This window comes from Hymenobacter bucti (genome assembly GCF_042681145.1).
In the GTDB taxonomy this organism is placed as follows: domain Bacteria; phylum Bacteroidota; class Bacteroidia; order Cytophagales; family Hymenobacteraceae; genus Hymenobacter; species Hymenobacter bucti.
In genome coordinates, this window is record NZ_JBHUFD010000003.1 from 937,239 (window position 1) to 964,004 (window position 26,766).

Annotated in this window: 20 protein-coding genes and 1 riboswitch; of the genes, 8 read left to right on the forward strand and 12 right to left on the reverse strand. The window is 62.5% G+C overall.

Annotated features, from left to right (window positions below):
• Window positions 1-149 precede the first annotated feature (149 nt).
• From ACFSDX_RS11615 to ACFSDX_RS11655, 9 genes are all read right to left on the reverse strand, one after another.
• Window positions 150-1,256, reverse strand: coding sequence for an NADH:flavin oxidoreductase (locus ACFSDX_RS11615; RefSeq protein ID WP_382313591.1), 1,107 nt, complete (start codon window positions 1,254-1,256; stop codon window positions 150-152).
• Between the two features lie 177 nt (window positions 1,257-1,433).
• Complete coding sequence (bshB1, locus tag ACFSDX_RS11620; protein WP_382313592.1) at window positions 1,434-2,153, reverse strand: bacillithiol biosynthesis deacetylase BshB1; 720 nt, start codon at window positions 2,151-2,153, stop codon at window positions 1,434-1,436.
• 116 nt (window positions 2,154-2,269) lie between these two features.
• Window positions 2,270-3,544 carry a YeiH family protein gene (locus ACFSDX_RS11625; RefSeq protein WP_382313593.1) on the reverse strand — a complete coding sequence of 425 codons (1,275 nt, stop codon included), beginning with the start codon at window positions 3,542-3,544 and terminating at the stop codon, window positions 2,270-2,272.
• An 89-nt stretch (window positions 3,545-3,633) separates the two neighbouring features.
• Complete coding sequence (locus ACFSDX_RS11630) at window positions 3,634-5,085, reverse strand: phytoene desaturase family protein (RefSeq protein ID WP_382313594.1); 1,452 nt, start codon at window positions 5,083-5,085, stop codon at window positions 3,634-3,636.
• Window positions 5,086-5,292: 207 nt separating this feature from the next.
• Window positions 5,293-6,984: a hypothetical protein gene (locus tag ACFSDX_RS11635; RefSeq protein ID WP_382313595.1), complete on the reverse strand. Its 1,692-nt coding sequence runs from the start codon at window positions 6,982-6,984 to the stop codon at window positions 5,293-5,295.
• Window positions 6,985-7,051: 67 nt separating this feature from the next.
• Window positions 7,052-8,545 carry a DoxX family protein gene (locus ACFSDX_RS11640; RefSeq protein ID WP_382313596.1) on the reverse strand — a complete coding sequence of 498 codons (1,494 nt, stop codon included), beginning with the start codon at window positions 8,543-8,545 and terminating at the stop codon, window positions 7,052-7,054.
• Window positions 8,546-8,568: 23 nt separating this feature from the next.
• Window positions 8,569-10,047, reverse strand: coding sequence for a RagB/SusD family nutrient uptake outer membrane protein (locus ACFSDX_RS11645; RefSeq protein WP_382313597.1), 1,479 nt, complete (start codon window positions 10,045-10,047; stop codon window positions 8,569-8,571).
• 13 nt (window positions 10,048-10,060) lie between these two features.
• Window positions 10,061-13,108: a SusC/RagA family TonB-linked outer membrane protein gene (locus ACFSDX_RS11650; protein WP_382313598.1), complete on the reverse strand. Its 3,048-nt coding sequence runs from the start codon at window positions 13,106-13,108 to the stop codon at window positions 10,061-10,063.
• A gap of 590 nt (window positions 13,109-13,698) precedes the next feature.
• Window positions 13,699-13,812, reverse strand: a riboswitch (SAM riboswitch).
• 398 nt (window positions 13,813-14,210) lie between these two features.
• Window positions 14,211-15,203, reverse strand: coding sequence for a succinylglutamate desuccinylase/aspartoacylase family protein (locus ACFSDX_RS11655; protein WP_382313599.1), 993 nt, complete (start codon window positions 15,201-15,203; stop codon window positions 14,211-14,213).
• A 154-nt stretch (window positions 15,204-15,357) separates the two neighbouring features.
• Here ACFSDX_RS11655 and ACFSDX_RS11660 point away from each other — a divergent pair, with 154 nt between their 5' ends.
• The 4 genes from ACFSDX_RS11660 (at window position 15,358) to ACFSDX_RS11675 (ending at window position 19,486) form a co-directional block, all read left to right on the forward strand.
• Window positions 15,358-15,723 (forward strand): hypothetical protein, encoded by a 366-nt coding sequence (locus ACFSDX_RS11660; RefSeq protein WP_382313600.1) that lies wholly within the window; start codon window positions 15,358-15,360, stop codon window positions 15,721-15,723.
• Window positions 15,724-16,053: 330 nt separating this feature from the next.
• Window positions 16,054-18,519, forward strand: a complete 2,466-nt coding sequence (locus ACFSDX_RS11665) for a TonB-dependent siderophore receptor (protein ID WP_382313601.1) — start codon at window positions 16,054-16,056, stop codon at window positions 18,517-18,519.
• Between the two features lie 7 nt (window positions 18,520-18,526).
• Window positions 18,527-19,237 (forward strand): ABC transporter ATP-binding protein, encoded by a 711-nt coding sequence (locus tag ACFSDX_RS11670; RefSeq protein WP_382313602.1) that lies wholly within the window; start codon window positions 18,527-18,529, stop codon window positions 19,235-19,237.
• 3 nt (window positions 19,238-19,240) lie between these two features.
• Window positions 19,241-19,486, forward strand: a complete 246-nt coding sequence (locus ACFSDX_RS11675) for a hypothetical protein (protein WP_382313604.1) — start codon at window positions 19,241-19,243, stop codon at window positions 19,484-19,486.
• Window positions 19,487-19,640: 154 nt separating this feature from the next.
• Here ACFSDX_RS11675 and ACFSDX_RS11680 read toward each other — a convergent pair whose 3' ends face one another.
• Window positions 19,641-22,271, reverse strand: coding sequence for a valine--tRNA ligase (locus tag ACFSDX_RS11680; RefSeq protein WP_382313605.1), 2,631 nt, complete (start codon window positions 22,269-22,271; stop codon window positions 19,641-19,643).
• Window positions 22,272-22,548: 277 nt separating this feature from the next.
• On the opposite strand from ACFSDX_RS11680, the gene ACFSDX_RS11685 reads away from it, so the two are divergent.
• Together ACFSDX_RS11685 and aat are read left to right on the forward strand one after the other, a co-directional pair.
• Window positions 22,549-23,019 carry a hypothetical protein gene (locus ACFSDX_RS11685; protein WP_382313606.1) on the forward strand — a complete coding sequence of 157 codons (471 nt, stop codon included), beginning with the start codon at window positions 22,549-22,551 and terminating at the stop codon, window positions 23,017-23,019.
• Window positions 23,019-23,678: a leucyl/phenylalanyl-tRNA--protein transferase gene (gene aat, locus ACFSDX_RS11690; RefSeq protein WP_382313607.1), complete on the forward strand. Its 660-nt coding sequence runs from the start codon at window positions 23,019-23,021 to the stop codon at window positions 23,676-23,678. Before ACFSDX_RS11685 ends, aat begins: the two co-directional genes overlap by 1 nt.
• A gap of 144 nt (window positions 23,679-23,822) precedes the next feature.
• On the opposite strand, the gene ACFSDX_RS11695 is transcribed toward aat, so the two are convergent.
• Window positions 23,823-24,176 carry a 4Fe-4S binding protein gene (locus ACFSDX_RS11695; protein WP_382313609.1) on the reverse strand — a complete coding sequence of 118 codons (354 nt, stop codon included), beginning with the start codon at window positions 24,174-24,176 and terminating at the stop codon, window positions 23,823-23,825.
• Window positions 24,177-24,307: 131 nt separating this feature from the next.
• Here ACFSDX_RS11695 and ACFSDX_RS11700 point away from each other — a divergent pair, with 131 nt between their 5' ends.
• Window positions 24,308-25,324, forward strand: a complete 1,017-nt coding sequence (locus tag ACFSDX_RS11700) for an acyl-CoA reductase (RefSeq protein WP_382313611.1) — start codon at window positions 24,308-24,310, stop codon at window positions 25,322-25,324.
• Window positions 25,325-25,399: 75 nt separating this feature from the next.
• Complete coding sequence (locus ACFSDX_RS11705) at window positions 25,400-25,705, forward strand: hypothetical protein (RefSeq protein ID WP_382313613.1); 306 nt, start codon at window positions 25,400-25,402, stop codon at window positions 25,703-25,705.
• A 191-nt stretch (window positions 25,706-25,896) separates the two neighbouring features.
• Here ACFSDX_RS11705 and ACFSDX_RS11710 read toward each other — a convergent pair whose 3' ends face one another.
• The gene (locus ACFSDX_RS11710; RefSeq protein ID WP_382313614.1) at window positions 25,897-26,766 is read right to left on the reverse strand and encodes a nucleoside phosphorylase; all 870 of its coding nucleotides are present in this window, start codon (window positions 26,764-26,766) and stop codon (window positions 25,897-25,899) included.

Below are 26,766 nucleotides of genomic sequence, written 5' to 3' on the forward strand. Positions count from 1 at the left end.
GACTACTACTAGCTTAGTTGTTTAGTTGTATCGGCTGCGTGAAAGCCACTGCCTGGTGCACAGCGGGATAGCACGCTATGACACCTCAGCAGAAAAGCCCCGCCTGACAACTCAGGCGGGGCTTTTCTATGGCCTTAGGGGGCGGTGGGCTACACCAGCGTGCTCAGGGCCTCGCGGCTGTAGCCCTTGAGCTCGGCCGTGCGGCCGTGCCGGATGTTCTCGACCCAGTTGGGGTCCACGATGAGCTGGCGGCCCACGGCCACTAGGTCAAACTCCTCGCGGTCGAGGCGGCGATGCAGCTCTTCGAGCGAGCGGGGCTCCGAGGCTTCGCCCGCGAAGCCGGCCAGAAACTCGCCCGACAGCCCCACCGAGCCCACTGTGATGGTGGTTTTGCCAGTGAGCTTCTTGACCCAGCCCGCGAAGTTCAGGTCCGAGCCTTCGTGCTCAAACTCGGGCTCCCAGAAGCGGCGCTGCGAGCAGTGGAAGATATCGACGCCGGCATCGGCCAGGGGCGCGAGCCAGGTGGCCAGCGCCTGGGGCGTGCCGGCCAGCTTGGCCTCGTAGTCCTGCTGCTTCCACTGCGAGAGGCGCAGGCTGATAACGAAGTCTTCGCCCACCTGCCGGCGCACTTCCTGCACCAGCTCCACGGCCAGGCGGCTGCGGCTGGTGAGGTCGTCGCCGCCGTAGACATCGGTGCGCTGGTTGAGGCCGTCCCAGAAGAACTGGTCGATGAGGTAGCCGTGGGCCCCGTGCAGCTCGAGGCAGTCGAAGCCCAGACGCTTGGCATCGGCGGCGGCCCGGCCAAAGGCGGCGATGGTGTCCGTGATGTCGTTCTCGGTCATGGCGTTGCCCTTGGGCACGCCGGGCGCCAGCAGGCCCGAGGGCCCTTCAAAGGGCTGGGCGGGCGTCCAGCCCGAACGGTGCTCGCCCATCACGCCCATGTGCCAGAGCTGCGGGCCGATTTTACCATCGGCGGCGTGCACTTCTTCCACCACCTGCTGCCAGCCACCTAGGGCCTGCTCGCCGTAGAAGTGCGGAATGTTGGGGTCGTTGGACGAGGCGGGGCGCTCTACCACGGTGCCTTCGGTCAGAATCAGGCCCACTTGGCCTTCGGCCCGGCGGCGATAGTAAGCGGCCACGTCGGCGCCCGGCACGCCGTTGGGCGAAAACGAGCGCGTCATGGGCGCCATCACAATGCGGTTTTTGAGCTGCAATGATTTCAGCGAAAACGGCGAGAACAGCGCGTTAGCAGACATATATAAGGAGCGTCGCCCTAGGGTAGCGACAGGCCTCATAACCCACCAACCCGCTTATTTGATTTAGCAGCGCTAGGAGTCAGTAGCGCGAACTTTGTAGTTCGCGTTTTCGAGCGCTGGAAAACGCGAACTACAAAGTTCGCGCTACGACCAAGCCAATGCCTAGCTACCAATTGGTTAGCGCAGCTCCGAGAGGCTGCTGACGCCCAGCCCGCGCCGGCAGGTGTAGCCCTCGGCGTAGCCCACGCCGATGCTTTCGCCCAGCACCCGCGCCCGCGCCTCCAGCGTTTGCAGAAAGCACGCGGTAGAAATGTAGGTCTGAATAGCTTCCTCGTAGTCGGGGTGAAAAAACTGGCTTTGGAACGCTTGCAGGGCCGCCAGCTTCTGCGGCCAGTAGGCCGTGATGTCGACCACCACATCGGGGCGCACGTAGGAATTGTGAATGGCTTGCAGCACCAGCCGGGGCCGCCACGGGGCCTGGGGCGCGCCGGCGTCCTCGGTGTGCAGGGCGGGCAGGCCGGCCAGGTAGGCGGCCTCGTGCACAATGTCGGCGGCGCGGCCGTGGTCGGGGTGGCGGTCGACGTTGGGATTAGTCAGGAGAATATCGGGCTGGTAGCGGCGAATAACCTGCACCACCAGGCGCTGCGTGGCCTCGTCATTGACAAAGAAGCCATCGCGCAGGCGCAGGTTTTCGCGCACGTGCAAGCCCAGCAGCTGCGCGGCGGCGGTGGCTTCGGTATCGCGCTGCTCGGCCGAGCCCCGGCTGCCCAGCTCGCCCCGCGTGAGGTCAACCACCCCTACCTGGCGGCCGGTGGCCACCTGTTGCAGCAAGGTGCCGGCGCAGCCCAGCTCCGCATCGTCGGGGTGCGCGGCAATCATCAGCACGTCGAGCTTCATAGGCAAGCAAGGAGGCGTTAAATACTTGTTGGGCTGCTGGTTACTGACTACAGGTAAGTACCTGGCAACCAGCAGCCGCTACTTGGCAAGGCTAGGGAAAAGCAACCCTGGGCAGCCTACCGAAATAGCAGCGAGGCAATACCCAACGTGACGAAGATATTGAAAGTCTGGGCCAGCAAGAAAGCGTAGAGCGGCCGTTTATTCTCCTGCTTAAACAGGTCGCTGAAGTTGGTTTCCAGCCCGATGCTGGTGAAGGCCAGCGCAAACCACAGCCCCTGCGCACTCTTCAGTCCACCCTTCACGGCTTCGGTGGTGGCGGGCGCCACGAAGAACGAAAACAGCAGCGAGGCCGCCACGAAGCCCAGCACGAATTTGGGAAACCGCTCCCAGATGATGGACAGCGTGGGCTTGGCTTCGGCCTCGCTGGCGGCGGGGTGGTTGGTGTAGGTCCAGTAGAGCGAGATGGCGAAGGCCGCGGCGCCCAGCAGCACGTTCTGCGAGAACTTCACGATGGTGCTGATTTTCAGGGCCGTTTCGCCTACCAGCGAGCCCGAGGCCACCACCGCGCCGGTGGTGTCGATGCTGCCGCCGAGCCAGGCGCCGGTCACTTCCTGCGAGAGGCCCAGCCAGCGGGCGGCGTAGGGCATGAGTATCATCATGGGCACGGCCGTAATGAGCACCAGCGAAATGACGTAGGAGAGCTTCTTGGGGTCGCCCTTGATGGCGCCCGACGTGGCAATGGCCGCCGACACGCCGCAGATGGATACGCCGCTGGCAATCATCATGGTTAGCTCGTCGTCTACCTTCAGCTTGCGGCACAGCCAGAAGGCGAAGTACCATACCGAGAGCACCACCACCAGCGCCTGCACCAGCCCCAGCGAGCCGGCCTTGAGAATATCCGAGAAGATGACGCTGGTCCCCAGCAGCACCAGCCCGATTTTCACGAACAGCTCGGTGGTGAGCGTGGCCCGCAGCCAGTCGGGCAGCCCCAGCACATTGCTGACCAGCAGCCCGATAAGCAGGCTGAAAATCACGGCTTCCAGCCCGAAGCCCCGCGCCTGCGCGCTGCCCGCCACCACCAGCGCCACCAGCGTGAGCCCGTACACGAGCGGAAACCCGAGGGCGAAGTTGCGCACCGACTTGCCCGTGAGCCACGCCCCGATGCCGGCCACGGCCCCTAGGTACACAAACTGCGTGGCGATGAGCTGAAGGTTGCTGGCGCTAAGCACTTTGCCGGTGAGCTCGGCGGTAGAAGCCCAGTTGAAAACCGGCGCCACGAAGGGCAGGCCAAGCAGCGAAAGCGCAATGAGCAGCGCCCCGAGCACGACCACCACCCAGTCTTCGTGCAGGGTAAAGGCGCGCTTGGTAAGCACGGGAGAAATGGTAGACATGAGTAGGTAAAAAAAGATTGAGAGGAGATGAAAAGTTGCGTGCTGTCATGCTCATCTGGCGTCCGCGCAGCCGAAGCATGACGGTAAAATCAGCCTTGGTAAAGCGGCGCAGCGCTCAGCCGAAACACGTCGCGCAGGGCGCGCCGGGCGGCGTAGTAGCCGCACATGCCGTGCACCCCGCCGCCGGGCGGCGTGGCCGACGAGCACAAGTACAGCCCCGCCTGCGAGGTGCGGTAGGGCGAGGCCCGCAGCGCCGGCCGCGTGTACAACTGACTGATATTGAGCAAGCCGCCGTTGATGTCACCGCCCACGTAGTTGGGGTTATAGTCCTCCAGCTGGGCCGTGTCGAAGGTGTGGCGGCCGATGATGCGCTCGCGGAAGCCGGGCGCAAAGCGCTCGACCTGGCGCTCGATGGCCGCGATTCGGTCTACCCGCGAGCCGTTGGGCACGTGGCAGTAGGCCCAGGCGGTGTGCTGGCCGGCCGGGGCGCGGGTGGCGTCGAAGACGCTTTGCTGGGCCAGCAGCACGAAGGGCTTGTCGGGGTGCTGGCCCTGGGCGGAGGCCCACTCGCCGGCCGCTATTTCGGCCTGGGTGCCGCCTAGGTGCACGGTGCCGGCCGCGCGGCAACCAGCGGCGGTGAAGGGAATGGCCTCGGCCAGCGCCCAATCGACTTTGAACACGCCCATGCCGTAGCGGTAGCGCCGCAGCTGCCACTGGTAAATGCGGCTCAGGCTGTGCCCGGCCATTTGCAGGAGCTGCGCGGGCGTCACGTCGAGCAGCACGGCCCGCGCCGGGGGTAATTGGGCCAAGGAGCGCACGTAGGTGCCGGTTTCGACGTGGCCGCCGAGGGCGCGGAAGTGCGCCACCAGCGCATCGGCAATGGCCTGCGAGCCGCCCTTGGGCAGCGGCCAGCCGCCCCGGTGCGCCGCAATGAGCAGTACCAGCCCGATGGCCGAGGTCGTGACGTTGCTCAGGGGCTGAATGGCGTGGGCCGCCATGCCGGCAAACAAGCCCTTGGCTTTTTCGCCAGCAAAGCGCCGAGTGAGCACCGTGGCCGGCAGCAGCGCCGGCAGGCCAAACCGGGCCATGTCCAGCGGGTGCTTCGGAAAACCCAGCGGGGCCAGCACGTCGTTGGCGATGCCGGGCCAGCTGGCTACTAGCGGGGCCAGCAGGCGCCGGTAGGCGCCGGCATCGGGCCCTAGGTCGCGGGCGGTGTCGGCCAGCGAGGTTAGCACGGTGGCGGCCGTGCCATCGTCGAAGGGGTGGGCGGCAGCCACGGGCGGCGTGAGGTACTCCAGGCCGTACTGGGCCAGCGGCAGGGTCTGGAAAAACGGCGAGGCCGCCGCCAGCGGGTGAATGGCCGAGCAGATGTCGTGACGAAAGCCGGGCAGCGTCAGCTCGGCCGTGCGCAGGCCGCCGCCCAGCTCTTTTTTGCCTTCGAGCAGCAACACCGACAAGCCGGCCTGCTGCATGGTGATGGCCGCCGCCAGCCCATTGGGACCGGAGCCGATGACGACGGCATCATACGTGGAATCACTCATATAGAATAACTTAGTTGAGATACGAACGGGGGAAGGTGGGTAGCTAGCCAATGGCGTATCGCATCTCTATACGTGCTGTCATGCTGAGCGCAGCCGAAGCATCTCTACCGCACCGTTGAACGGTCTAGATGAAGCGACCAAGATGCTTCGGCTGCGCGGACGCCAGATGAGCATGACAGTACATATTATTTGATTGACTTACAGAAGCTAATACTGCCCCGCCACCAGCGCAGACTCCGACAAGGTGTACTTCCGGTCGGCCCGGTCGAGTACCACGTACAGCGAGTCCTGGTGCTCGTCGATGCCGCGCAGCACCACGTGGCGGCCGCCGTTGGTGGCGGTGTAGGCTAGTACCAAGTGGTCGCGCTTTTCGGGGCGTTGCTCGGCCCGGATGCCGCGGACGCGGCGGGTGCTGTAGGCGAGCGGGTTGATTTTGAGGGTTTCGTCGCCGATGCGGGCCAGCGCGGCGGCGGGTATCCACTGGGCCAGCGCGGCCCGGTAGTTGGCTTGCTGCGCGGCTACATTGGCACCTAGGTAGCTGCCGCCCGCGTCGCCGCCGTAGCCATTGGCGTGGCCCGCCGCAATGCTGCTGCCGCGCGGTGCGCCGGCCTCGGCGGCGGCTGGGCGGCGGCCGAGCCGCTTGCGGTCGTCGCCCGTGCGGATTTTACTCTGTAAGTACAGCGTGTGGGCGATGGTGTCGGCCTCGTAGTAAAACACGCGCTGGCCCCCGGCCAGGCCCGTCGTTTCGAAGGTGCGGTTGATGTCGCGCATGGGCGAGCCGCCGCCGTTCGACAAGTCCAGCTTTAAGGGCCGGTTAACCTTGTAAGTCAGCGTCGTCCACTTCTCGAACGTGGCCTGTTGCCAGCGCACGCTGTCGAGCGGCGAGTACGGGATGGCCCGGCCATTGAGGCGAAACTCGGTGACGTGGTAGAGCCCGCGCAGCGCGGCCACACCCTTCTGGGCGGGCTGCTTGTAGGGGTCAAAGGCAAAATTGAGGTATTCGAGGTAAGTCAGGTACCCTAGGAAAATGCCGATGGTCGTCCCCTTCAGCCCCAGGCGGCCGAAGCGCTGCCACGCCGCCCGGAAGTGCGGGTAGTAGTGCCGCGGCACCGTGTAGCGCTCGCGCACCAGCAGGTTGTAGAGGTTGGGCACGTCCGACACCATCAAAAAAGCCGCCAGTAGCACAAAATACGAGCTGTAGACGTGCACCCCGCCGTCGTAGGCGAAGTTGACGAACACGATATCGCCCAGCGCGCCCAGCAGCAGCGCGGCCCCCAGGAAGGTGGTGCGCCGGAAAAACAGCAGCACTCCGGCCAGCGTCTCCACCACGCCCGCAAACACCTGGTACCAGGGCACGATGCCGACTTGCAGCCAGAAGATTTTTTGGGCCGTCATGTCGCCAAAGTCGCTGTTGAGCAGGCCGATGGACGGGTAAGGCATCTGAGTCGGAAACAGCTTGGTGAAGCCAAAGCCGATGATGCCGATGCCCGCCCGAAACCGCACAATTACGCGCAGCCAGTAGTACAGCACCTCGTACTCCGCGCGCTTGCGGTCGAGCAGCGTCCAGACAATGCCAATAACCAAGGCGATACCCAGGGCAATAAACCACTTGTCGTAGCCCAGCAGCAGGGGTGCGCCGCCCTCGGCCCCGCCGCCCAAAAAGAACGTGGGCGAGAAGCGGGCAATGTCGTACACGTCGCGGTAGTGCCCGTGCAGCCAGTTAATAGTGACCAGGTTCTTGTACCAGCCCGCATCGCTGGGCAGCGACAGCAGCACGAAAAACGGAAAGGCAATGCGGAACAGCACCCGCTGCCAGGGTTGCCAGGGCGGCCGGGCGGCAGTAGCGGGCGGCGCGGTGGCCGCAGCGGCGGCGGGGGTTACTAGCGTGCTGGTTGCCATAGGGATAAGGGGAATCACGATTAGAAAACGTCTGTCATGCAAAGCGCAGCGAAGCATGACGGAATAGTTACAGCCGGAGCCCGCCGCGGCGGCCGGTCTTGCTGGCTTCTTCGAGCAGGTACTTCTTGTTGCGCTTTTCGAGCACCACGTAGAGGGCGCGGCCCTGCTCGTCGTGGCCGGTTAGGGTGATGGTGCGGGCATCGGGGCGACCTAGGCGCAGCACCAGGGGCCGGCGGTTTTCGTGCGGATTGCGGTTGCGCAGGGTCAGGGTTTGGCCATCGGGGGCGAGGGTGTAGCCGTAGTAGTGGCGGCCCGCCGCGCCGGCGTACTCAAAGCTGCGCTCGGTGTCCAGCGCCGGAATCGTCTCCGTGTTGCTCGGGTCGAGCGCCACCGGCTGGTTGGAGCGGACGCTGAGCGTGGCCCAGTGCTCCAGCACCACATCCTGCCAGCGCTCGGGGTCGGTAGCGGAGTACGGGCGCACCTCCCCCGCCAGCCGAAACTCGCGCACGTTGTAGAGGCCCGCCGCGCCCGGCAGGCCCGGCGCCGTGGGGTAATGGTACGTGCCCTGCTGGTACGCGGCGTAGGCTTTCACGCCATACAGCCCCACAAAGAGTAGCACAAACGCCGCCTTGGCCACGCGCTGGCCGGCCCGGGGCCACCCCGCGGGCAGCACCAGCCGAAAGTGGTTGGGCCGCGTGGGCAGCTCCAGGGTCAGCAGCCGGTTGAGGCGGGCCAGGTCGTACCAAAGCACCAGCAGCCCCAGCGTGATGAGGTAGCAGCTGTACACGTACTCGCCGCCCTCATAGGCCAGGTTCGAGAGAAAGACGTTGCCCAGAAACGTGAGCACCAAAAACGCCCCGGTGCTGGCCGTGCGCCGGCCCAGCAGCAGCGCCGCCCCCAGGATTTCGACCAGCCCCAAAAACGACTGGTACGAGGGCACGATGCCCAAGCTCAGGGCAAAGATTTTCCAGTCGCTGAGGTCGCCGTAGTGCGTGTTGAGGTGACTGAGCGAGGGCAGCGGGGCCTGCATCGGAAACAGTTTCAGGAAGCCATAGCCCAGCAGGGCCGCCGCCAGCCGGTAGCGCACCAGCACCCGCAGCCAGTAGTATAACGTGTTGTATTCGGCCCGATTACGGTCCACCGCGCCCCACCCCACGGTACCCACCGCCGCAATGGCCGCCACCACCGTCCAGTTGGCAAAGGTGTCGGGCCCGTCGAAAAAGCGCGGCGTGTAGTGCGTCAGGCGAAATAAATCGCCCAACGACACCCCCGCCCAGTGCGCCACGATGTCGCGGTAAAACTTCCAGTCGAGCGGCACGACTTGCAGGAAGAAGTATAGGAATGCGAACCGAAATACCGCCTTTTCCGCGCCGGTCCAGGCGTTGCTTTCCGGAGCTGGCCCCGGCCCTAGGTCGGCCGCCGGGGGCCGGGCCGCTACCGGCGCCGTGCCCCCGCTGGGCGGGTTGCTCATGGGCGCAAAAAAGTAGGCCGAGGGAAAGCCCGACTCATCGTGCTGCGCCCGCGACACGGCCGCTAGTTGGTCATCAAGCTGGTGAGACATGGCGGAGGATTACTAAAACATGATTAATAGCCAGGGTTTTGCACCAGTGCCGCATCTACTTGCAGCTGGCTGATGGGCACTGGCAGCAGCAGCCGGAAAGCCGGCAGCGGCGCCCCGCTGCTCAGCGGGTCGGCGAATACGGTGGTGGCCCGGCCGGTGCGCGCCAGGTCAAACCAGCGGTGCGGCTCCAGGGCAAATTCCAGCCGACGCTCGGCCTCAATGGCCAGCAGAATATCAGCCTGAGTAGCGGCCGGGCTGGCGGCCAGCCCGGCGCGAGTGCGCACGGCGTTGAGGTCAGCTAGGGCGTCGGCCAGCTTGTTTTGGCGGGCGCGGGCCTCGGCCCGAATCAGGTATTGCTCGGCCAGGCGCAGCACGTAGCTGGGGTCCGAGCCGGGGTTGCGGTAGTAGAGGTTGCCGTACCAGGTGGTGCCGGTGTTGGCAATCAGCGTGCTGCGGCCGTTGGCCGTGTTGTTGGGCGCGGTGGTCAGCAGCGTTACCAGCGCGGCATTGGGGGCCCACTGCCGGGTGCCGCCGTTGGCGGTGGGCTGCCAGTTGCTGCGGTGGGTGTTCGGCTCGGTCGTGCCGTTGTAGAAAATCTCGAAAATCGATTCCCGGGTGCCCCGCGCATTATTGGCAAACCAAGCATTGAAGGGCGCAAGCAGCTGGTAGTTGGCCTGGTCGCTGATAACGCGGGTGGCGTAGTCCTCGGCCAGCGCCCAATTGCCCTGGTACAAGTACAGCCGGGCCTTGAGGGCCCAGGCAGCCTTGCGGGTGGCGCGGTAGCGGTCGTTGGCGCCCAGCGTAGCGGGGTTGGGCAGCAGCGGCTCGGCCGCGTCGAGGTCGCGCAGGGCCTGGGCGTAGGTATCGGCCTGGCTGGCGCGGGCCACGCCCTGGTTATCAGTAGCCGTGAGGGTAGGCTGCGTGATGAGCGGCACCCCGCCAAAGGTGCGCCCCAGGTCGAAATACGCCAGTCCCCGCACGAAATACGCCTCGCCTAGGTACTGATTACGCAGCGCGGTGGTCAGCAGCGGGTCCGTCACGCCGGGCACGCTGGCCAGCACTTGGTTGGCGCGGTTGATGGTGGTGTAAATGCTCGACCACACCGTGCTGATGGTGGAGTTGTCGGCCCGCACGTTGTGGGTGATAAACTCCTGCACCTGCGACTGCGTGCCGGTCCACTGAATATCGCCCCCGCCCAGGTAGCCAACCGACTGAAAGCTAGTGCCGTAGTAGCCGCCGCTGCCTAGGGCGCTGTACACGCCGTTGAGCGCCGTCAGGGACGACTGCTGGTCCACGATGGTGGCGTCGTCGGCAATAGCCTCGCGGGGCTGCACGTCGAGAAAGCTGCTGCACGCCCCCAGGGCCAGCACCAGCGCCATTACCAGGAAGGGCGCGATGCTGCGTAGATAAGCCTTGGAGAAAACCGAGAGCTGCACGGTTTGGCGCAGCTGCGCCGCCCGGCGCCGAATGGCCGCCCGCTGGCGAAAAGTAGTAGCTGACATAAAAGTATGACCGTTAAAAAGTTGCGTTTACGCCCAACTGCCAGCTGCGCGGCTGGGGCGGCGTGCCCAGGTCGATGCCCTGCTGGTTGGCGTCGCTGCTGGCCGCCGACTCGGGGTCGAGGCCGGTGTATTTGGTGAGCAGCACCAGGTTGGTGCCCTGGGCGTAGAGGCGCACCGTGCCGCCGAGCAGGTGCCGGGTCACGCGCTCGGGCAGGGTGTAGCCGAGGCTCACGTTGCGCAGCCGGATGAAGGAGCCGTCCTCCAGCCAGCGGCTGCCCCCGTCGAGGTAGTTGTTCACGTTGATGCCGTCGGGCCGGGGCACGTCGGTCACGTCGCCGGGCTTTTGCCAGCGGTCCAGGTTGCTGGCAAAAATCACCCGCGCCTCGTCGCGCGCCCCGCCGCCCTCGCCGAAAAAGCGGTTGTGGTTATACACCTTGTTGCCCGATTGAAACGACACCAAGGCACTGGCATCAAACCCCTTGTAGGTAAACGTATTGGTAATGCCGCCGAAGAACTTGGGCCAGATACTACCCACAATCTGCCGGTCGGCGGCCGTGATTTTGCCGTCCTTGTCCACGTCGTCGTACACGGCGTTGCCGGTCTGCGGGTCCACGGAGAGCTGCTTGTACACCCAAAACGAGTAGAGCGGGTGCCCCTGCTGCTGCAAAATCAGGTTACGGCTGCCAAACTGAATGGGCGTGGCCAGCTTTTCAGTGTTGTTGACGTTGCTGGCAATATTGAAATTGGTGGTCCAGTTCAGCCCGCCCGCGCTGCGCAGGTTCACGGTATTCAGGGCAAATTCCAGCCCTTTGTTGCTGATTTCGACCGCGTTGCTCCAGTACGAGCTGAAGCCCGTAGTGGCCGGCTCGGTCAGCTGAATGAGCCCGTTTTTGGTGTACTTGTAGTAGGCGTTGAACTCCACGCTCACGCGGTTTTCGAAGAAGCCCAGGTCGAGGCCCACGTTGGCCTGGCTGGTTTGCTCCCACTTTAGGTTCTCATTACCAAGCTGCTGCGGCGCAATGCCGGCGCCCCCTAGGTAGTTGGTGCCGCCGCTCCACAGCCCGCGGGCCGCGAAGTTGCCGATGCCGTTCTGGTTGCCGGTCAGGCCGTAGCTGGCGCGCAGCTTCAGGTCGCTCAGCCAGCGCACATCCTGCAAGAAGCTTTCCTGCTTGAGGCGCCAGGCGGCCCCTAGGGTCGGGAAATAACCCCACTGGTTGGCCGCCCCGAAGCGCGACGAGCCATCGGCCCGGAAGCTGACGTTCAGCAGGTAGCGGTCGTCGAAGTTATAATCAACCCGCCCAAAAAACGAGGCCAGCCGGTAGCCCGTCCAGTTCTCGGTGCTGCTCGTGACCGAGGCCGCTGAGATTTGCTTAAACGAGTTGTTCGGGAAGCCCGTGCCCTGGGCAAACGTGCGGTGGTAGGTATCGGCCTGCAAGCCCTGGCCCAGCACCACGCCCACCCGGTGCTTGCCCCACTGCTGCCGGTAGGTCAGCGTGTTCTCGTTGAGCAGGGAGGTGTACTGCGCGTTGCTCGCCGTGGCCAGCCCGCCCACGCCCGCCCCCGCAATGAGCAGCGTGTTCCAGTACTCTTTCTCGTCGTAGTTGTTGAAATCAACCCCTAGGCTGGTCCGAAACTTCAGGTTGGGCAGGATTTGCACGTCGCCGTACAGGTTGCCGATGTAGCGCAGGCTGGTCGAGTTAACGTCGTAGTTATCAAGGAGCAGCTGCACATTGTCGAAGCTCGCGCGGCCCACCAGGCGCCCGCTTTCGTCGGTGGGCGAGAGCAACGTGGGCGTGTGCAGGGCGGCTTGCAGCAGCCCGCCGGCCGGGCCGTCGCCGGCGCGGCCCTCGTTGCGATAGGTGCGGGTGAAGGTGTTGCTCACCCCAATCTGCACCTTGTCGGAGAGCTTCTGGTCGAGGTTGAGCTTGAAGTTAGCCCGCTGAAAATCAATTGGCTGCAAGATGGACTCCTGCTTGGTATAGCCGCCCCCCAGGTAGTAGCGGCTGGCGGCGTTGCCACCCGACACCGACACGTCGTAGTTCTGCAAGCGCGCCGTGCGAAATACCTGCCCCAGGCGGTCAAAAGTCGGCTGCTCCTCAGGCAGCCCGCGCCCGCCTTCCGAGGCCGGGCGGTAGGGCCGGTTGGCGAAGGTGTGGGCCGGCGAGCCGCTGGTATTCAGCCAGTTCTCATTGACCAGGGTGGCGTGCTCGGGGCCGGTGGCCAGGTCCCAGAGCTTGGCCGCCTGGGCCCAGCCCTGCGACACGTTCACGCTCACCTTGGCCTTCTGGTTGAAGTCGCCGCGCTTGGTGGTTACCAGGATGACGCCGTTGGCCCCGCGGGCGCCGTAAAGCGCCGTGGCATCGGCATCCTTCAGCACCTCAATGCTCTCAATATCAGCGGGACTGAGGTCGGCAATGGGCGACGACGCCTTGCCGCCGGTGCTGATGGTTTGCAGGCTGTTATTGTTGATAAACACGCCATCTACCACGTACAGCGGCGTGTTGGAGCCGTTGATGGTGGTGGCGCCGCGCACCCGCACGTTCACCGCCTGGCCCGGCACGCCGGTGCTCGACGAAATCTGCACGCCCGGCACTTTGCCTTGCAGCTGCGCGTCGAAGCTGCCCACCGGCAGCTCCTTGGTATCGCTGGGGTCTACTTTAGCGATGGAGCCGACCAGGTTTTTGCGCTGCTGGGTGCCGTAGCCCACCACCACCACCTCGTTGAGCTGGCCCTGGGCGGGCACCAGCCGCACCGTCAGGCTACCCGCGCGCCCCGCCTTGATTTCCTGCGCTTTATAGCCCACGTAGGACACGAGTAAGGTGGCATCTTCCGGCGCGTTGGCCAGGGTAAAATTGCCCTGGTCGTCGGTGGCGGTACCGGCCGCGCCGCCCTTCACGCGCACCGTAACGCCGGGCAGGCCGGCGCCGTTTTCATCGAGCACTTTGCCCGTGAGCGGCCCGTCGGCCACCAGCGCAGCGGGTAGCCGGGCGGCCCCGTGGGCCGCGGACAGCGCGGCCGGCAGCCCCAGCGTCAGCAGGAGCGTGGGTATTGGAAATTTCATAAATCAACAATTATCCTGAAAGCGAAAGCTGGGGGATGCTGGGCTGCGGCAGCGAGGAAGGCGACGGCGCAAAGCGCAAAGCCGTCGGGGCAGCGAGTGGCTGAAATGCCCTGATTGGACCAGCCTAGGGCACGAATGGGCCACAGCGGGCCTTAGCAAGCGCACCAACGCGCTTGCGGAGAAAGCCCAGGCCAGGAAAAAGCACGCGGTGCCGGTAGGGCCGCCGCCGGACCAGTGGCCGGGGCAGTTAGGGATAATACTGTTTTCAGGCGAAGCCTACGGTTGGTGCGGCAAGCGCACAACCTACTCTGGTAGTTTCCCAATACCCAAACCCGAGTACTAGAAAATCCCAGCTAAGCGCCGTAAACCCGCTAAAAAACAGTAAAATGCGCTCGCCAGCCCTGCTCGTAGCACAGCTACGCTCATAAGAATGCTGAGCCCCCGCCTACCCGGTACTTCCCGTAGTAACTACTTGCGTCAGTGTTACTTCGTGCCCGTGGCTACGGCCGACATACCGCAACAACAGCACTGCGCAGCAGTACCGGTGGCGGAGGGGGCGAGAACGTAGCTAAAGTTGGACACGGTGGTTGTTTTTATAAGCGGCCAGGCACCCTGCGCTGGCCTTCAGTTGGCACCGTTCCAGCGGAAGGCTGGGGGTTGCCGGCGGTTCAGCGAGTCTGTCTCTCCGCGCCTCGGTATAAAAACCCTCCTTCTTGCGAAGGAATTGAATGGGCCAAAGGTAGAGGAATAATTAATCGGATTACAATTAATTATTGATTGTTTTCTACCTCATACGGTATAACCCATTATTCAACTACTTATTAGCCACACCAATACTTACGTAAATATTCCTGTTAATATCTTGAATTTACTTTCTCAGGCTACCAATATAAGCTCAACCAATAAAATACTGACAGTTACCTATATCATGGGTTAGCAACCACTTGAATAGCAATTGAAATACTATCGACATAGGGTTAACACCAGGTTTCGCGCTCACTTAAAAACCAAACATATCTTATTGTTGCTAAATACCTTTTATCTAGGCAATGCATAGCTTAATAAGCACTACAGGTTGTCCGCTTTAGCGCTTACTTTACTGTCACGGCCGATTACTAATTGGTAAATGCCCAATGCTGAACAGACTCTCGCCTTTACTGATGGGCGGCGTGGCGCTCATCGTGAGCACCACCCCCTCTACCGGGGCCAGGATGTCGGCCAACGGCTGGCCAAATAAGTCGATGACGTAACCTAGGCGCCGGCCTTTGGCAATGAACTCGCCGGCTTTCACCAGCGGATGGAAAAACCCGGTGTGCGGGCTGCTGACCGTGGTGCGCTGCGCGATGAGGCTGGCGGTGGGCACTGGCAGCTCGCCCGGAATTAGCTGCAAATGCACCAGCAAATTGTGCAGCGCCTGCATGATTAGCAGCACGTTGTCGGCCTCCACCTGCCCTAGGCGGCCACACTCGATGTCGACCGCTGGGATGCCGCGCTTGATGGCCTCGCGCGAGCAGTACATGGCCGCCTCTTGCAGGCTGGGCTCGTTGCCGAACTGCACCACGTAGGGAAAGCCCAGCGCCGCGGCCATCTGCCGGCCCTGGCCGGAGAGGGCGGGCGTGTCGGCGTACTCGTAGTAGCCGGCGTAGGGGCGCAGGTCCTCGTTGGCATCGCCGGCGTGCACGTCGATGACGTGGGTGCAGCGGCCGATGATGTCGTTGCTCAGGCGCCAGGCCAGGCGCTCGGTAACGGTGCCATCGGCACGGCCGGGGAATACGCGGTTCAGGTTTTTGCCATCCTGCGGGTTAACCTGAAGGCGGCGACCTAGGAAGCCGGGCACGTTGGCCAGGTGCACCAGCAGCACGGTGCCGCTGAGTTGGGCTGGGTCGAGGGTTTGGGCGAACTGCTGGGCCGCGATGATGGGCGGATACTCGTAGCCGTGCACGCCCGCAATGATGCCCAGCACTGGCCCAGGGCGCTGGCCGTGAAACACCGTTACCGGAATGACCGTGCTGTCGCGGCCATCCGTTACGGGCAGCAGCACCGAGAGCTTGTGGCCGGGCGCTACCGCCTGGTTGTTGAAAAAGAATGGTTTCACGGGGGCAGCGCGTAGGTTTAGGGTAGCGAGCAAGCAGGAGAGGAATAGATAAGCAGCACGAGCGAACATAGACGGCAGGGAATTGAGCAGCATTCGGGAAGCATAAGTTTGCAACATTGTATCATCTACTAATTAATGCCTACATTTGTTCTTCATGTCAGGCAGCTCGGCTACTTCTCTTCGGCAGCAACTGTGCGCGTGGTGGCTGCTGCTGCTGCTCGCCCGGGTGCTGACGCCCGAGGCCGCCGTGCTGCACCTGCACGCCCACGCCCACACCGAGGCCGAGCCGGCTTTCGCGAAGCAAGCCAAGGGCAAAGCCCAAAAGCTGCTTACCTCCAAGCACCAGCATTGCCACACCGAGCAGCTGTACCAGCTGCCTTTCGCCCCGGCCGTCCCCGTCGAGGTGCCGGCTGCGGTGCGTCAGCTGGCCTATGCTACTTACCGGGCCCAGGCGCCCGTGTGCCGGCAGGCCCACCTACTGGCTGGTGCCTGCCTACGTGGGCCGCCTGCCCTGGGCTAAGTTACTGATTATAAAGCTAAGCGCTGGCATTGCCCCCTATTCAAAATGGGAGCAATATAGCCTAGTAACGTGGCCGTTAACGGGGCGCGCACGCACGCAGCGAACATCAATAAGCCGGGTAATTACCAGCGTGAGCCGTTTGCTTGCGAACGATGCCGTTCGCCCAATCGCCGGCGTCATCCCCCTACCCTCTCCGCCGGAGAGTGGCCGCTGGCCGTTGCGCCGCCCCTACCCCCGCGACCGCCGACCTAGGCCTGCGCATCCCCTCATTTATTACCTACCCCCTACCTACCAGCCGCCCGGAAAGCGCGTTGGCTGAGGCAATTTTTTATGCAACGACTACTGCTTTTTTTCTTTTTATCAATCCCTTTTCTAATTGAAGCTCAGGGCCTAGGTCACCTTGCCGGCCGCATTAGCAGCGCGGCGGGGCAGCCGCTGGAGGGCGTGTCGGTGGTAGACCAGGCGGGGCGCTTCGCAACCCTCACCGATGGCCAGGGCCGATACACGCTCGACCAGCTGCCGCTCGGCGCCTACGTGCTCATCACCCGCAGCCTAGGGCACGCGGAAGCCCGCCGCGAGGTGGTACTGAGCGCCCAAAACCCCAGCGCCACGGTTGACTTCACCCTGCAAACCAGCACCAACGCTGTGCAGGAAGTGGAGGTGCTGGGCCGCCAGGAAACCACCTACAAAAGCAACTACAGCTTGGTCGGCACCCGCACCTCAACCGACCTCCTCGACGTGCCGCAGTCCATCTCGACCGTGACCAAAGAGCTCATGGAGGACCGTCAGGCCTACCGCCTCACGGAGGTGGTGAAAAACGTGGCCGGCGTAACGCAATACTCACACTACGACGACTTTACTATCCGTGGCTTTCGCAACGGCTACGAGAGCGGCTTTCGGCTGCTCAATGGCCTGCGCTCGGGTTTTAGCTACGGCAATGCCTTTACGCAGGCCCCGCTGACGGTGAACCTAGAGCGCGTGGAGGTGCTGAAAGGGCCGGGCGCGGCGCTGTTTGGCGATATCAACCCCGGCGGCACCATCAACATGGTGACCAAAAAGCCGCTCGCGGTAGACCGCAAGGCCGTCACGTTTTCGACGGGCAGCTTCAACACCACCCGCATGACGGCCGACTTCACCGGCCCGCTCACCGACCGGCAAAACGTGCTCTACCGCTTCAATGCGGGCTACGAGAAAACCAACACCTTCCGCGACGTGAACGACATCAAGTCGCTGATGCTGGCCCCGACCGTCACGTTTTTGGTGTCTGACAAAACCACGCTCAACGCCGAGCTGGTGTACACGCACAGCGACGGCTTTCTCGACCGCGGCCTGCCCATCAAGAGCAACGACTTATACGGCGTGCCACGCTCATTTACGCTCAGCCAGCCCAGCGACTACTTCCGCACCAGCACTTACTACCTCAACGCCTCACTGAATCACAAGTTCACCAACTGGCTCTCGTTCAACGCGTCTTATTTGGATTTTACTTATAACGAGAACCTAAGCGAGCACCGCACCCTCAACAGCTACGACAACTCGGACCCCACGAAGCCAGCCAATTCCATTATGAATCTGCGCTACTTCGACCGCCGGGCCGAGGAGTACACCAAGAACCTGTCGGCCTACTTCGTGCTGAGTCGCAGCACCGGCGCGCTGGCCCACAAGGTGGTCGTCGGGGCCGACTACATCCGCTTCAATACCGACAAGGAAAGCGCCATGTTCGAGGCCCGGCAGCGCGTGGCCACCACCGTGGCGGGCAGCACGATAACGCAGCGCGTGGTGCCGCTGCAATTCGACCTCAACCAGCCGACCTACGAAATCCGCGACCCGAGCACCTATATCCGCCGCCCGACGCCGCAGTTTTTCACCGACTACCTCAACTCGATTTACCACACCACGGGTATTTATGTGCAGGACCAAATCGAGGTGACGCCGCGCCTAGGGTTGCTGCTGGGCGCCCGCTACGAGCTGTTTGCCGACGAGCGCGACTACGGCGATGGCCTGGCTAACATCGCGCAAACCAAGCTGTTGCCCCGCGCCGGCCTCACGTATGCGCTGCGCGACAACCTCAACTACTTCGCCAGCTACAGCGCGGGCTTCCGGCCGCTCAAGCCCGAGTACATCCGCTTTCCCGCGCGCTACGGCCGCACCGAGCCCTTCAGCCCCGAAACCAGCTACCAGCTCGAAACCGGTCTAAAAGGCGAGTTTTTCGACCGGGCGCTATTTGCCACCGCCGCCATCTACCAGATTGTCAAGCGCAATCAACTCGTGAACACCGGCTCGCTCACGGCCGATGGCGCGCCCGTGTACCGCCAAAACGGCCAGGCCCGCTCGCGCGGAATAGAGTTGGAATTGACCGGTAATATCCTGCCCAATTTCAGCCTGAACGCCAACTACGCCTTCAACCACACCCAGGTGCTGGAGGCCGACCTAGCCGCCGAAAACGGCCAGCCGCTGGCCAACGCCCCCAAAAACTCGGGCGGCCTGTGGGCCAAGTACACCTTTCTCACGCCCGCGCTGCGCGGCCTGGGCCTGGCCGTGGGCGGCAACTACGTGGGCCGCCGCCGCTTCGAAAACCAGGTGGCAGCCCTTGATGGTGGCGCGCCCTACTGGGCCCACTGGCCCAGCTACGCGGTGGCCGATGCGGCGCTGTTTTACACCGTCAACCGCTTCAATTTTCACGTCAACGTCAACAACCTGTTCGACAAGTACTACTTCGTAGGCGGCTACGACTTCTTCCGGGCCAGCCCCGGCGCGCCGCGCAACTACATGGCTACCCTAGGGTACTCGTTTTAATTACTGTATGTCTTATATCCTCGAAGCCAAGGACCTGCGCAAGCAGTACCCCGACAAGCTGGCGCTCAAAAACCTTAACCTCCAGCTCGCGCCCGGTGAAGTATTCTGCCTGCTCGGCCAAAACGGCGCGGGCAAGTCCACCACCATCAACCTGTTTCTGGGCTTTATCGCCCCCACTTCGGGCGCGGCCTATGTCAATGGGCTGGAGGTGGCCAGTAATTCCTTGAAAATAAAGCAGTTTTTGGCCTACATCCCCGAAAACGTGCTGCTCTACCCGCACCTGACGGGGCTTGAAAACCTGGCGCTATTCAGCAGCCTGGCGGGCTTTCGCTACCGCGAGAGCGAGCTACGCGACTACCTGACCCAGGCGGGCCTGCCGGCCGAGGCCGTAGCGCGCCGGGTGGGTAGCTACTCGAAGGGCATGCGCCAGAAGGTGGGCATCGCCATCGCGGTGGCCAAGCACGCCAAGGTACTGCTGCTCGACGAGCCCACCTCGGGCCTCGACCCCAAAGCCTCGAACGAGTTTTCGGAACTGCTGCGCCAGCTTAGTGGGCAGGGCACGGCCGTGTTCATGGCCACGCACGACATTTTCCGGGCCAAGGAAGTGGGCACGCGGGTGGGCATCATGCGCGAGGGTGAACTGGTGGACGTGCGCCCCACCGCCGCGCTGAACGCCAGCGAGTTGGAGCAGCTCTACCTCACCTACATGCACGACTAGCCGATGATAACGAGCATTGCCCAAAAAGAGCTGCTGAGCACCCTGCGCGACCGCCGCTTCGCGGTGCTGAGCGTACTGGTACTGAGCCTGCTGCTAGCTGCCACGCTGGTGGGTCGCCGCGCGGCCGCCGCCTTGCAGCACGAGCGCACCGCGGCCCAACACACAGTAGATGAGCAGTTTCACCACCAACCCAACCGGCACCCGCACCGGGTGGCGCACTACGGCTCGTTTGCTTTCCACTTCACCTAGTAAAAAACAACGTCCGTCATGCTCATCTAGCGTCCGCGGAGCGAAGCATCTTAGTAAGAAACGTTAGGGTTATTCCTTACGCAATCAGCCAAGATGCTTCGCTCCGCGGACGCTAGATGAGCATGACGGACGTTATTTTACGCTGCAACCTACGCTATTCCAGCGCCTTCAGCGCTTGCTCCAGCGCCGCGATTTTAGCCTCGGCATCAGCCAGCTTCTGGCGCTCGCGCTCCAATACGTCAGGCTTGGCATTGGCTACGAATTTCTCGTTGCTTAGCTTCTTGTTCACCGAGTCGCGGAAGCCGATGGCGTAACCCAGCTCTTTTTCCACGCGCACGCGCTCGGTAGCGGCATCTACTTGAATATCAAGCGGAATGAAGAACTCATTGCCGCCCAGCACGAAGCTGACCGCGCCGGCCGGCGCATCTTGCGTAAACGACAAGTCGCTGAGGTTGGCCAGCTTACGCACCAGCGGCGCGTAGGTCAGGATGGCGGCCTGGTCGTCCGTTTTCACGGCCAGCTCCAGCGGCTTCACCGGGCCTAGGTTCTTCTGGTTGCGCACGTTGCGCACGCCGGCCACGATGGCAAGGGCCTTTTCCATCTCGGCCAGCGTGTCGGCGCTGTTGGCGGGGGCCGTCACCTTGGGCCAGTGGGCCACGCACACGTAGTCCTTAGGGCCGCGCTCGGCCAGCTCGTGCCACAGCTCTTCTGTGATGAATGGCATAAACGGGTGCAGCAGCTTGAGCAGCGTTTCGAGGAAATCGACGGTGGCACGCAGCGTTTCGGCATCAATTGGATGCTGGTAAGCCGGCTTCACCATTTCGAGGTACTGCCCGCAGAAGTCGTCCCAGAGCAGCTTGTATACCGTCAGTAGGGCGTCGCTCATCCGAAACTTCTCGAAATGCTCGTCGAGCACCACCACAGTTTCGGCTAGCTTGGCCTCAAACCACTGCACCGCCTGCTCGTTGGCAAAGGGCAGCGCGTTATCCACCTCCCAGCCTTTTACGAGGCGGAAGGCGTTCCAGAGCTTATTATTGAAATTACGGCCCTGGTCAATCAGCTTCTGGTCGTAGAACAAGTCATTGCCGGCGGGCGATGAGAACAGCATCCCCGTGCGCACAGCGTCCGCGCCAAAGTCACGGATGAGGTCGAGCGGGTCAGGCGAGTTGCCGAGCTGCTTGCTCATCTTGCGACCTTGCGCATCGCGCACAATACCAGTGAGGTACACGTTTTTGAATGGCACTTCCTTGCGGAATTCCAGGCCGGCCATAATCATGCGGGCCACCCAGAAAAACAGGATTTCGGGGGCCGTTACGAGGTCGTTGGTCGGGTAGAAGTAGTTGATGTCAGCATTATCAGGGTCGTCGAAGCCATCGAACACCGAGATAGGCCACAGCCACGACGAAAACCAGGTATCGAGCACGTCCTCGTCCTGGCGCAGGTCGCTGGCTTGCAGCTCGTTGTTGCCGGTTTGGGTGCGGGCGAGCTCTACCGCTTCGGCCTCATTCTGAGCCACTACAAACGAACCATCGGGCAGGTAGTAAGCCGGAATGCGCTGGCCCCACCACAGTTGGCGCGAGATGCACCAGTCGCGCACGTTCTCCATCCACACCCGGTACATGTTCTTGAACTTGGGTGGGTGCAGCTTGATGGTATCATTTTCCACCACTTCGAGCGCGGGCTTGGCCAGATGCTCCATTTTCATGAACCACTGCAAGCTCAGCTTGGGCTCAATCACGGCCCCGGTGCGCTCCGACGTCTGCACGATGCTGGCGTACTCTTCAATCTTATCAAGCAAGCCGGCTTCCCCTAGGTCCTTCACGATGTTGCGGCGGGCCGCAAACCGGTCCTGGCCCACGTACAGCTCCGCCTTCTCATTCAGCGTGCCGTTATCATTCAGAATATCAATTACCGGCAGGTTGTGTTTCAGACCCAGCTCGTAGTCATTGAGGTCGTGGGCGGGCGTAATTTTCAGCGCACCCGTGCCGAAATCTACCGTCACGTACTCGTCCTGAATAACCGGAATTTCGCGACCTAGGAGCGGAATGCGCACGCGCTGCCCAGCCAGGTCCTGGTAGCGCGGGTCGGTGGGGTTCACGGCCACGGCCACGTCGGCCATCACGGTTTCGGGGCGCGAGGTAGCTACCGTGAGGAAGCGGCCGGGCTGGCCCACCACCTCGTAACGCAGGTGGTACATTTTGGCCTGGGTATCCTTGGCAATCACCTCCTCGTCGGAGATGGCAGTGCCGCCTAGCGGGTCCCAGTTCACCATGCGTACGCCGCGGTAAATCAGGCCTTTGCGGTACAGGTCCACGAACACGCGCAGCACGGCCTCGGTCAGCTTGGGCTCCATCGTGAAGCGCGTGCGGCTCCAGTCGCAGGAGGCGCCGAGCTGCTTCAATTGCTCCAGGATGATGCCGCCGTACTTCTCCTTCCAGGCCCAGGCGTGGGTCAGAAAGTCTTCGCGGCTCAGGTTTTTCTTATTGATACCCTGCTCCTTGAGCATGGCCACTACCTTGGCCTCGGTGGCGATGCTAGCATGGTCGGTGCCGGGCACCCAGCAGGCTTCCTTGCCCTGCATCCGGGCGCGGCGCACGAGCACGTCCTGGATGGTATTGTTGAGCATGTGGCCCATGTGCAGCACGCCCGTCACGTTGGGCGGCGGAATGACCACGGTGTAGGGCTGCTTGCGGGGGTTGGGTTTGGCTTGGAAAAAGCCCTGCTCCTGCCAGCGCTGGTACCATTTGGCTTCAACGTCGGCGGGCGAATAGGTTTTGGCAATCACAGATTTAACGGATTTAACGGATTTCGCGGATACGCCTGCTAAAGCAGGCTGGCTAGCTGGCCGCGTGGCGTGCGAAATCGGATTGAGTAGTAGCCGGCAAAAGTACGGCGGGCGGGGTTGGGGTAGTTAGGGTGGTGGGCAATGACGTAATTTTCCGCTCTGGTCATTACTTAGCTCTGCAAAGATTATGAGTGAGCTTATTGGTTTTGGCTATTGGCGTAGCCTGAACGAGCCTGATTTGCCTAACCCGGCTTGATTTATCGATGCGTCGTGGGCCATGGATGAACGCCAGCGAGTAGTCGCTTATTTGCGCCAAGGGCGTTCATTCGTCAGTTGGATGGGTTATAGCTGGTGCCGTTTTCGGTGCGGTATTTCTCAGGGTGCAATGGGAGCCGATGACTTGACAGATGGCACTTACTGCTGGCCTGAAGGATTGACCCATTATATTCTAGAGCACAACCTACGCCTGCCAACCGAGTTGGTACGGCATATTCTGGCTCAACCTACTTTTCCCATCGAGCAGGCCAAGCAGATTTCACCAACGTGTGAAGTGAGCCTGGACTGGTGGTACACGCAGAAAGGCTGGAACCCGGCCGCAAAAAGCTTCCTCAGTGAAACTGACCAGGAAATAAAAGACTTTATCCGACGGTACGACCAGAACAAGCTTTTCTTCGAGGACTACACGGAGGATGGACTTAGAGCAATCATGCAGCTAGCTCAAGAATTAAAGTCTAATCCGAACGCTTAATGTCCCTCACCTTCCCCCCACCCACCGCCGCGCGCGACGACCTCGACGGCCTGCTGCTGCTTGGTGGCCAGCCCACCGTCGAAAACCTGGTGGCGGCGTATGCGCAGGGCATTTTTCCGTGGCCGGTGCCGGGGTGGCCGCTGGCCTGGTTTTGCCCACCTAGACGGGGTATTTTGCGCCTCAGCGAGCTGCACGTGGGCCGCAGCCTGGCGCGGGCGCAGCGGCAGTCGCCGTGGCGCATCAGCTTTGATGAGGCCTTTGGGCAGGTGATGCGGGCCTGCCAGGCCCAACCGCGCCCCGGCCAGGATGGCACCTGGATAACGCCGCAGCTGGTACGTGGCTATGAGGCGCTGCACGCCGCCGGCCACGCCCACAGCGTGGAGGTTTGGGAGGGCGAAGAGCTGGTAGGCGGCCTCTACGGCGTGGCCGTGCGGGGCGTATTCGCGGGCGAAAGCATGTTTCACCACCGCCCCAATGCCTCCAAGCTGGCGGTGCTGGCGCTGGCCGGGCACCTGGGGGAGCGCGGGGCTAGCTTTTTCGACATTCAGCAGCTCACGCCGCACATGCTGGCGCTAGGCGCGGAAGAGGTGTCGCGCGACGAGTTTTTGGCGCTGCTGGTGGCGGAGCAGGATGCTAGCCGATTGCTTTTCGAGGAGTAACAAAAAGGGTGTCATGCTGAACGCAGTGAAGCATCTCTACCGCACCGTTGAACGAATCCGAACGGTGCGGTAGAGATGCTTCACTGCGTTCAGCATGACACCCTATGTTGTAATTCGCGGACTCGCAGAGTCCGCGCTACATGCCTACGCGGCTGTTTTGTGCAGCCACTGCTGCTTCTGAGCGAGGCGCTCGCGGGTTTCGCGGTGGTCGGGGTCATCTACGCAGCAATCGACGGGGCACACGGCGGCGCACTGCGGCTCCTCGTGGAAGCCCACGCACTCGGTGCATTTATCGGTTACGATGTAGTAATACTCGTTGGATACCGGGCGCTGGGGGTCGGTGCCGCCCACCTGCTTGCCGTCAGCCGTTTCTACGTCTTTGAGCTTGGTGCCATCGGCCCAGCGCCACTGGGCGCCGCCCTCGTAAATGGCGGTGTTGGGGCATTCCGGTTCGCAGGCACCACAATTGATGCACTCGTCGGTTATCATGATGGCCATTGCCGTCGTCTCCTTATACTAGTGAATAATTTTGCTGGTCAAAGCTGCCCGGCTGTACGTAAAAGCACTGCGTTTGGCCGCTTCGAACCCTCAAAAGTACGGCCCATTCTGGCTCGCCGCTACTCCTTTCTATGCTGAATCACGCTTCCCGCCTCGCCGCCTTCGCGGCCCTGGGCCAACGCCTCGCCGCCCTCACCGACGACGAACTGACCGATATCGCCGCCCGCGCCCGCAACCGCAACGGCTGGTTTGACCTATCCAACGTGCGCACCGCCATCGCCGGCATCGCCCACCAGCTCGCAGAACCCAAGCTCTCGCAGTGGGCAGGCCACTACCCCGCCGAGCCCGCGCAGCCGCGCCAAGTAGGCGTGGTCATGGCCGGCAATATCCCGCTCGTGGGCTTTCACGATATGCTGTGCGTGCTGCTCAGCGGCCACACCTTGCTGGCTAAAGCGAGCAAGGAAGACACCGTGCTCATGCTCTGGATTGCCAAGGAGTTAACCGATATTGAGCCGGCTTTCACTGAGCGCATCAACTTCGTGGAGCGCCTCAATGCGGCCGATGCGTTCATCGCCACCGGCTCGGATAATACGGCACGCTACTTTGAATTTTATTTCAAAAACAAGCCCCACCTCATCCGCCGCAACCGCACCAGCCTAGGTATCCTCACGGGCCACGAAACGGCCGAGGAGCTGGCCGCGCTCGGCCCCGATATTTTCCAGTATTATGGCCTAGGGTGCCGCAACGTGAGTAAGCTCTACGTGCCTGAGGGCTACAGCTTCGTGCCCCTGCTCGACGCCCTGCAACCCTGGCAGACGGTGCTCAACCACCACAAATACCAGAACAACTACGACTACAACAAAAGCATTTTGCTGGTAAATGCCGTGCCGCACTTCGACAACGGTTTCCTGCTACTCACCGAGCGCGAGGCGCCCGTGTCGCCCATCTCGGTGGTGCATTACAGCACCTACACCCAGGAAATTGACCTGCTCGACCAACTCACCAACGTGGCCGCCCAAACGCAGTGCCTCGTGTCGGCGGGCGGGCGCTACCCCGGCTCGTTTCCTTTTGGCCAGGCGCAGTATCCCGGCGTGGCTGATTACGCCGATGGCATCGACACGATGGAGTTTTTGGCGGCCGAAGTATAACGGCAAGCCTCATTATGAAGTATTGATGAAGCAAATTTGCTTATCTTTCCCCATCCTCACTTAGTCCCGCTTACGATGTTCACCCCACCCACCGACCAACTCATCGAAACCATTGACCGCAAGGAGCTTCCCGCAGTAGCGTTCAGCCACGACGACGTGCTGGCCACCGACCCCGCCGCCCAGCAGCTCCGCCGCGCCGAAGCCGACCGCGCCATGCTGCTGGCCAACGCCCACCAGGCCAAAACCACCATCTTCTTCCGTACCGCCGATGGCCACACCAAGCGCGTGCGGGCGCACGTACTAGGTGCCCATGCCGAGTACCTAACCCTCAAAGACGGGCTGCTGCTGCCGATTCGCGCCGTCCTAGGGTTCGCCACATAATCACAGATTTAACTGATTCAACGGGTTGCGCAGATACGCTCGCCTGCGGCGAGCTGACTCCTAGCCGGGTAATAAATAGAAAAAGCCGCCCGAAAGGCGGCTTTTTCTATTGTGCAATTTCCTCATTTGGTTAGTCAGCGCGCCACAGGCGAGCGTATCTGCGCAATCCGTTGAATCAGTTAAATCTGCGATTAAATTAGTGATAAGGTGCGTGCTATCAGGCGGTCCACAATGTCGCCCGCGTCCGAGGCAAATTCGCCGGTGGCGCGGTTGGCTACAATGGCGTTGAGGCTCAGCACCTCGTGGCCCAAAAGCTGCCCTAGGGCATAGTAGCCGGCCGTTTCCATCTCAAAGTTGCTGAGGCGGAAATCACCCTCCGGGCTTTGGTGGCGGAAGTTTTGGAGGCGCGTCATGTAGTCGGGCGTGCGCAGGGCCAGGCGCAGCATGCGGCCCTGCGGACCGTAAAAGCCGGGGCAAGTCACGGTGTTGCCGATGAGCAGGTCGGCGGCCAGTTGCTCGCGCAGCAGGTCGGAGCCGCGCACTACGTAGGGCGCGAAAGGCAGACCTAGGGTTTGTTGCAGGTCCTGCGCCACTTGCGTTTCGAGGCCGGTTTCCATGAAGGGGTAGAACTGCATCAGGCTATCGAGGCCCACGGCGTGCTGGGTGGCCAATAGCGCGCCCACCGGCACGTCGGGCTGGAGGCTGCCGCTGGTACCTAGGCGGATGATGCGCAGGCTCAGGCGCTCCTCGGGGGGGCGCACGGTGCGCGACATAAAGTCGATGTTCACCAGCGCATCAAGCTCATTCATGACGATGTCGATGTTGTCGGTGCCCATGCCGGTGCTCAGCACCGTGAGGCGCTTGCCGCGGTAGTAGCCCACGTGGGTCACAAACTCGCGGTGCGTGCCCTCAAACTCGATGGAGTCGAAATGCCGGCTCACCTGCGCCACCCGCGCCGGGTCGCCCACCGTCAGGATGGTGTCGGAAATATGGTCAGGCAGCAGATTCAGGTGATAAATCGTGCCGTCGGCGTTCAGGATAAGTTCGGATTCAGGAATCAT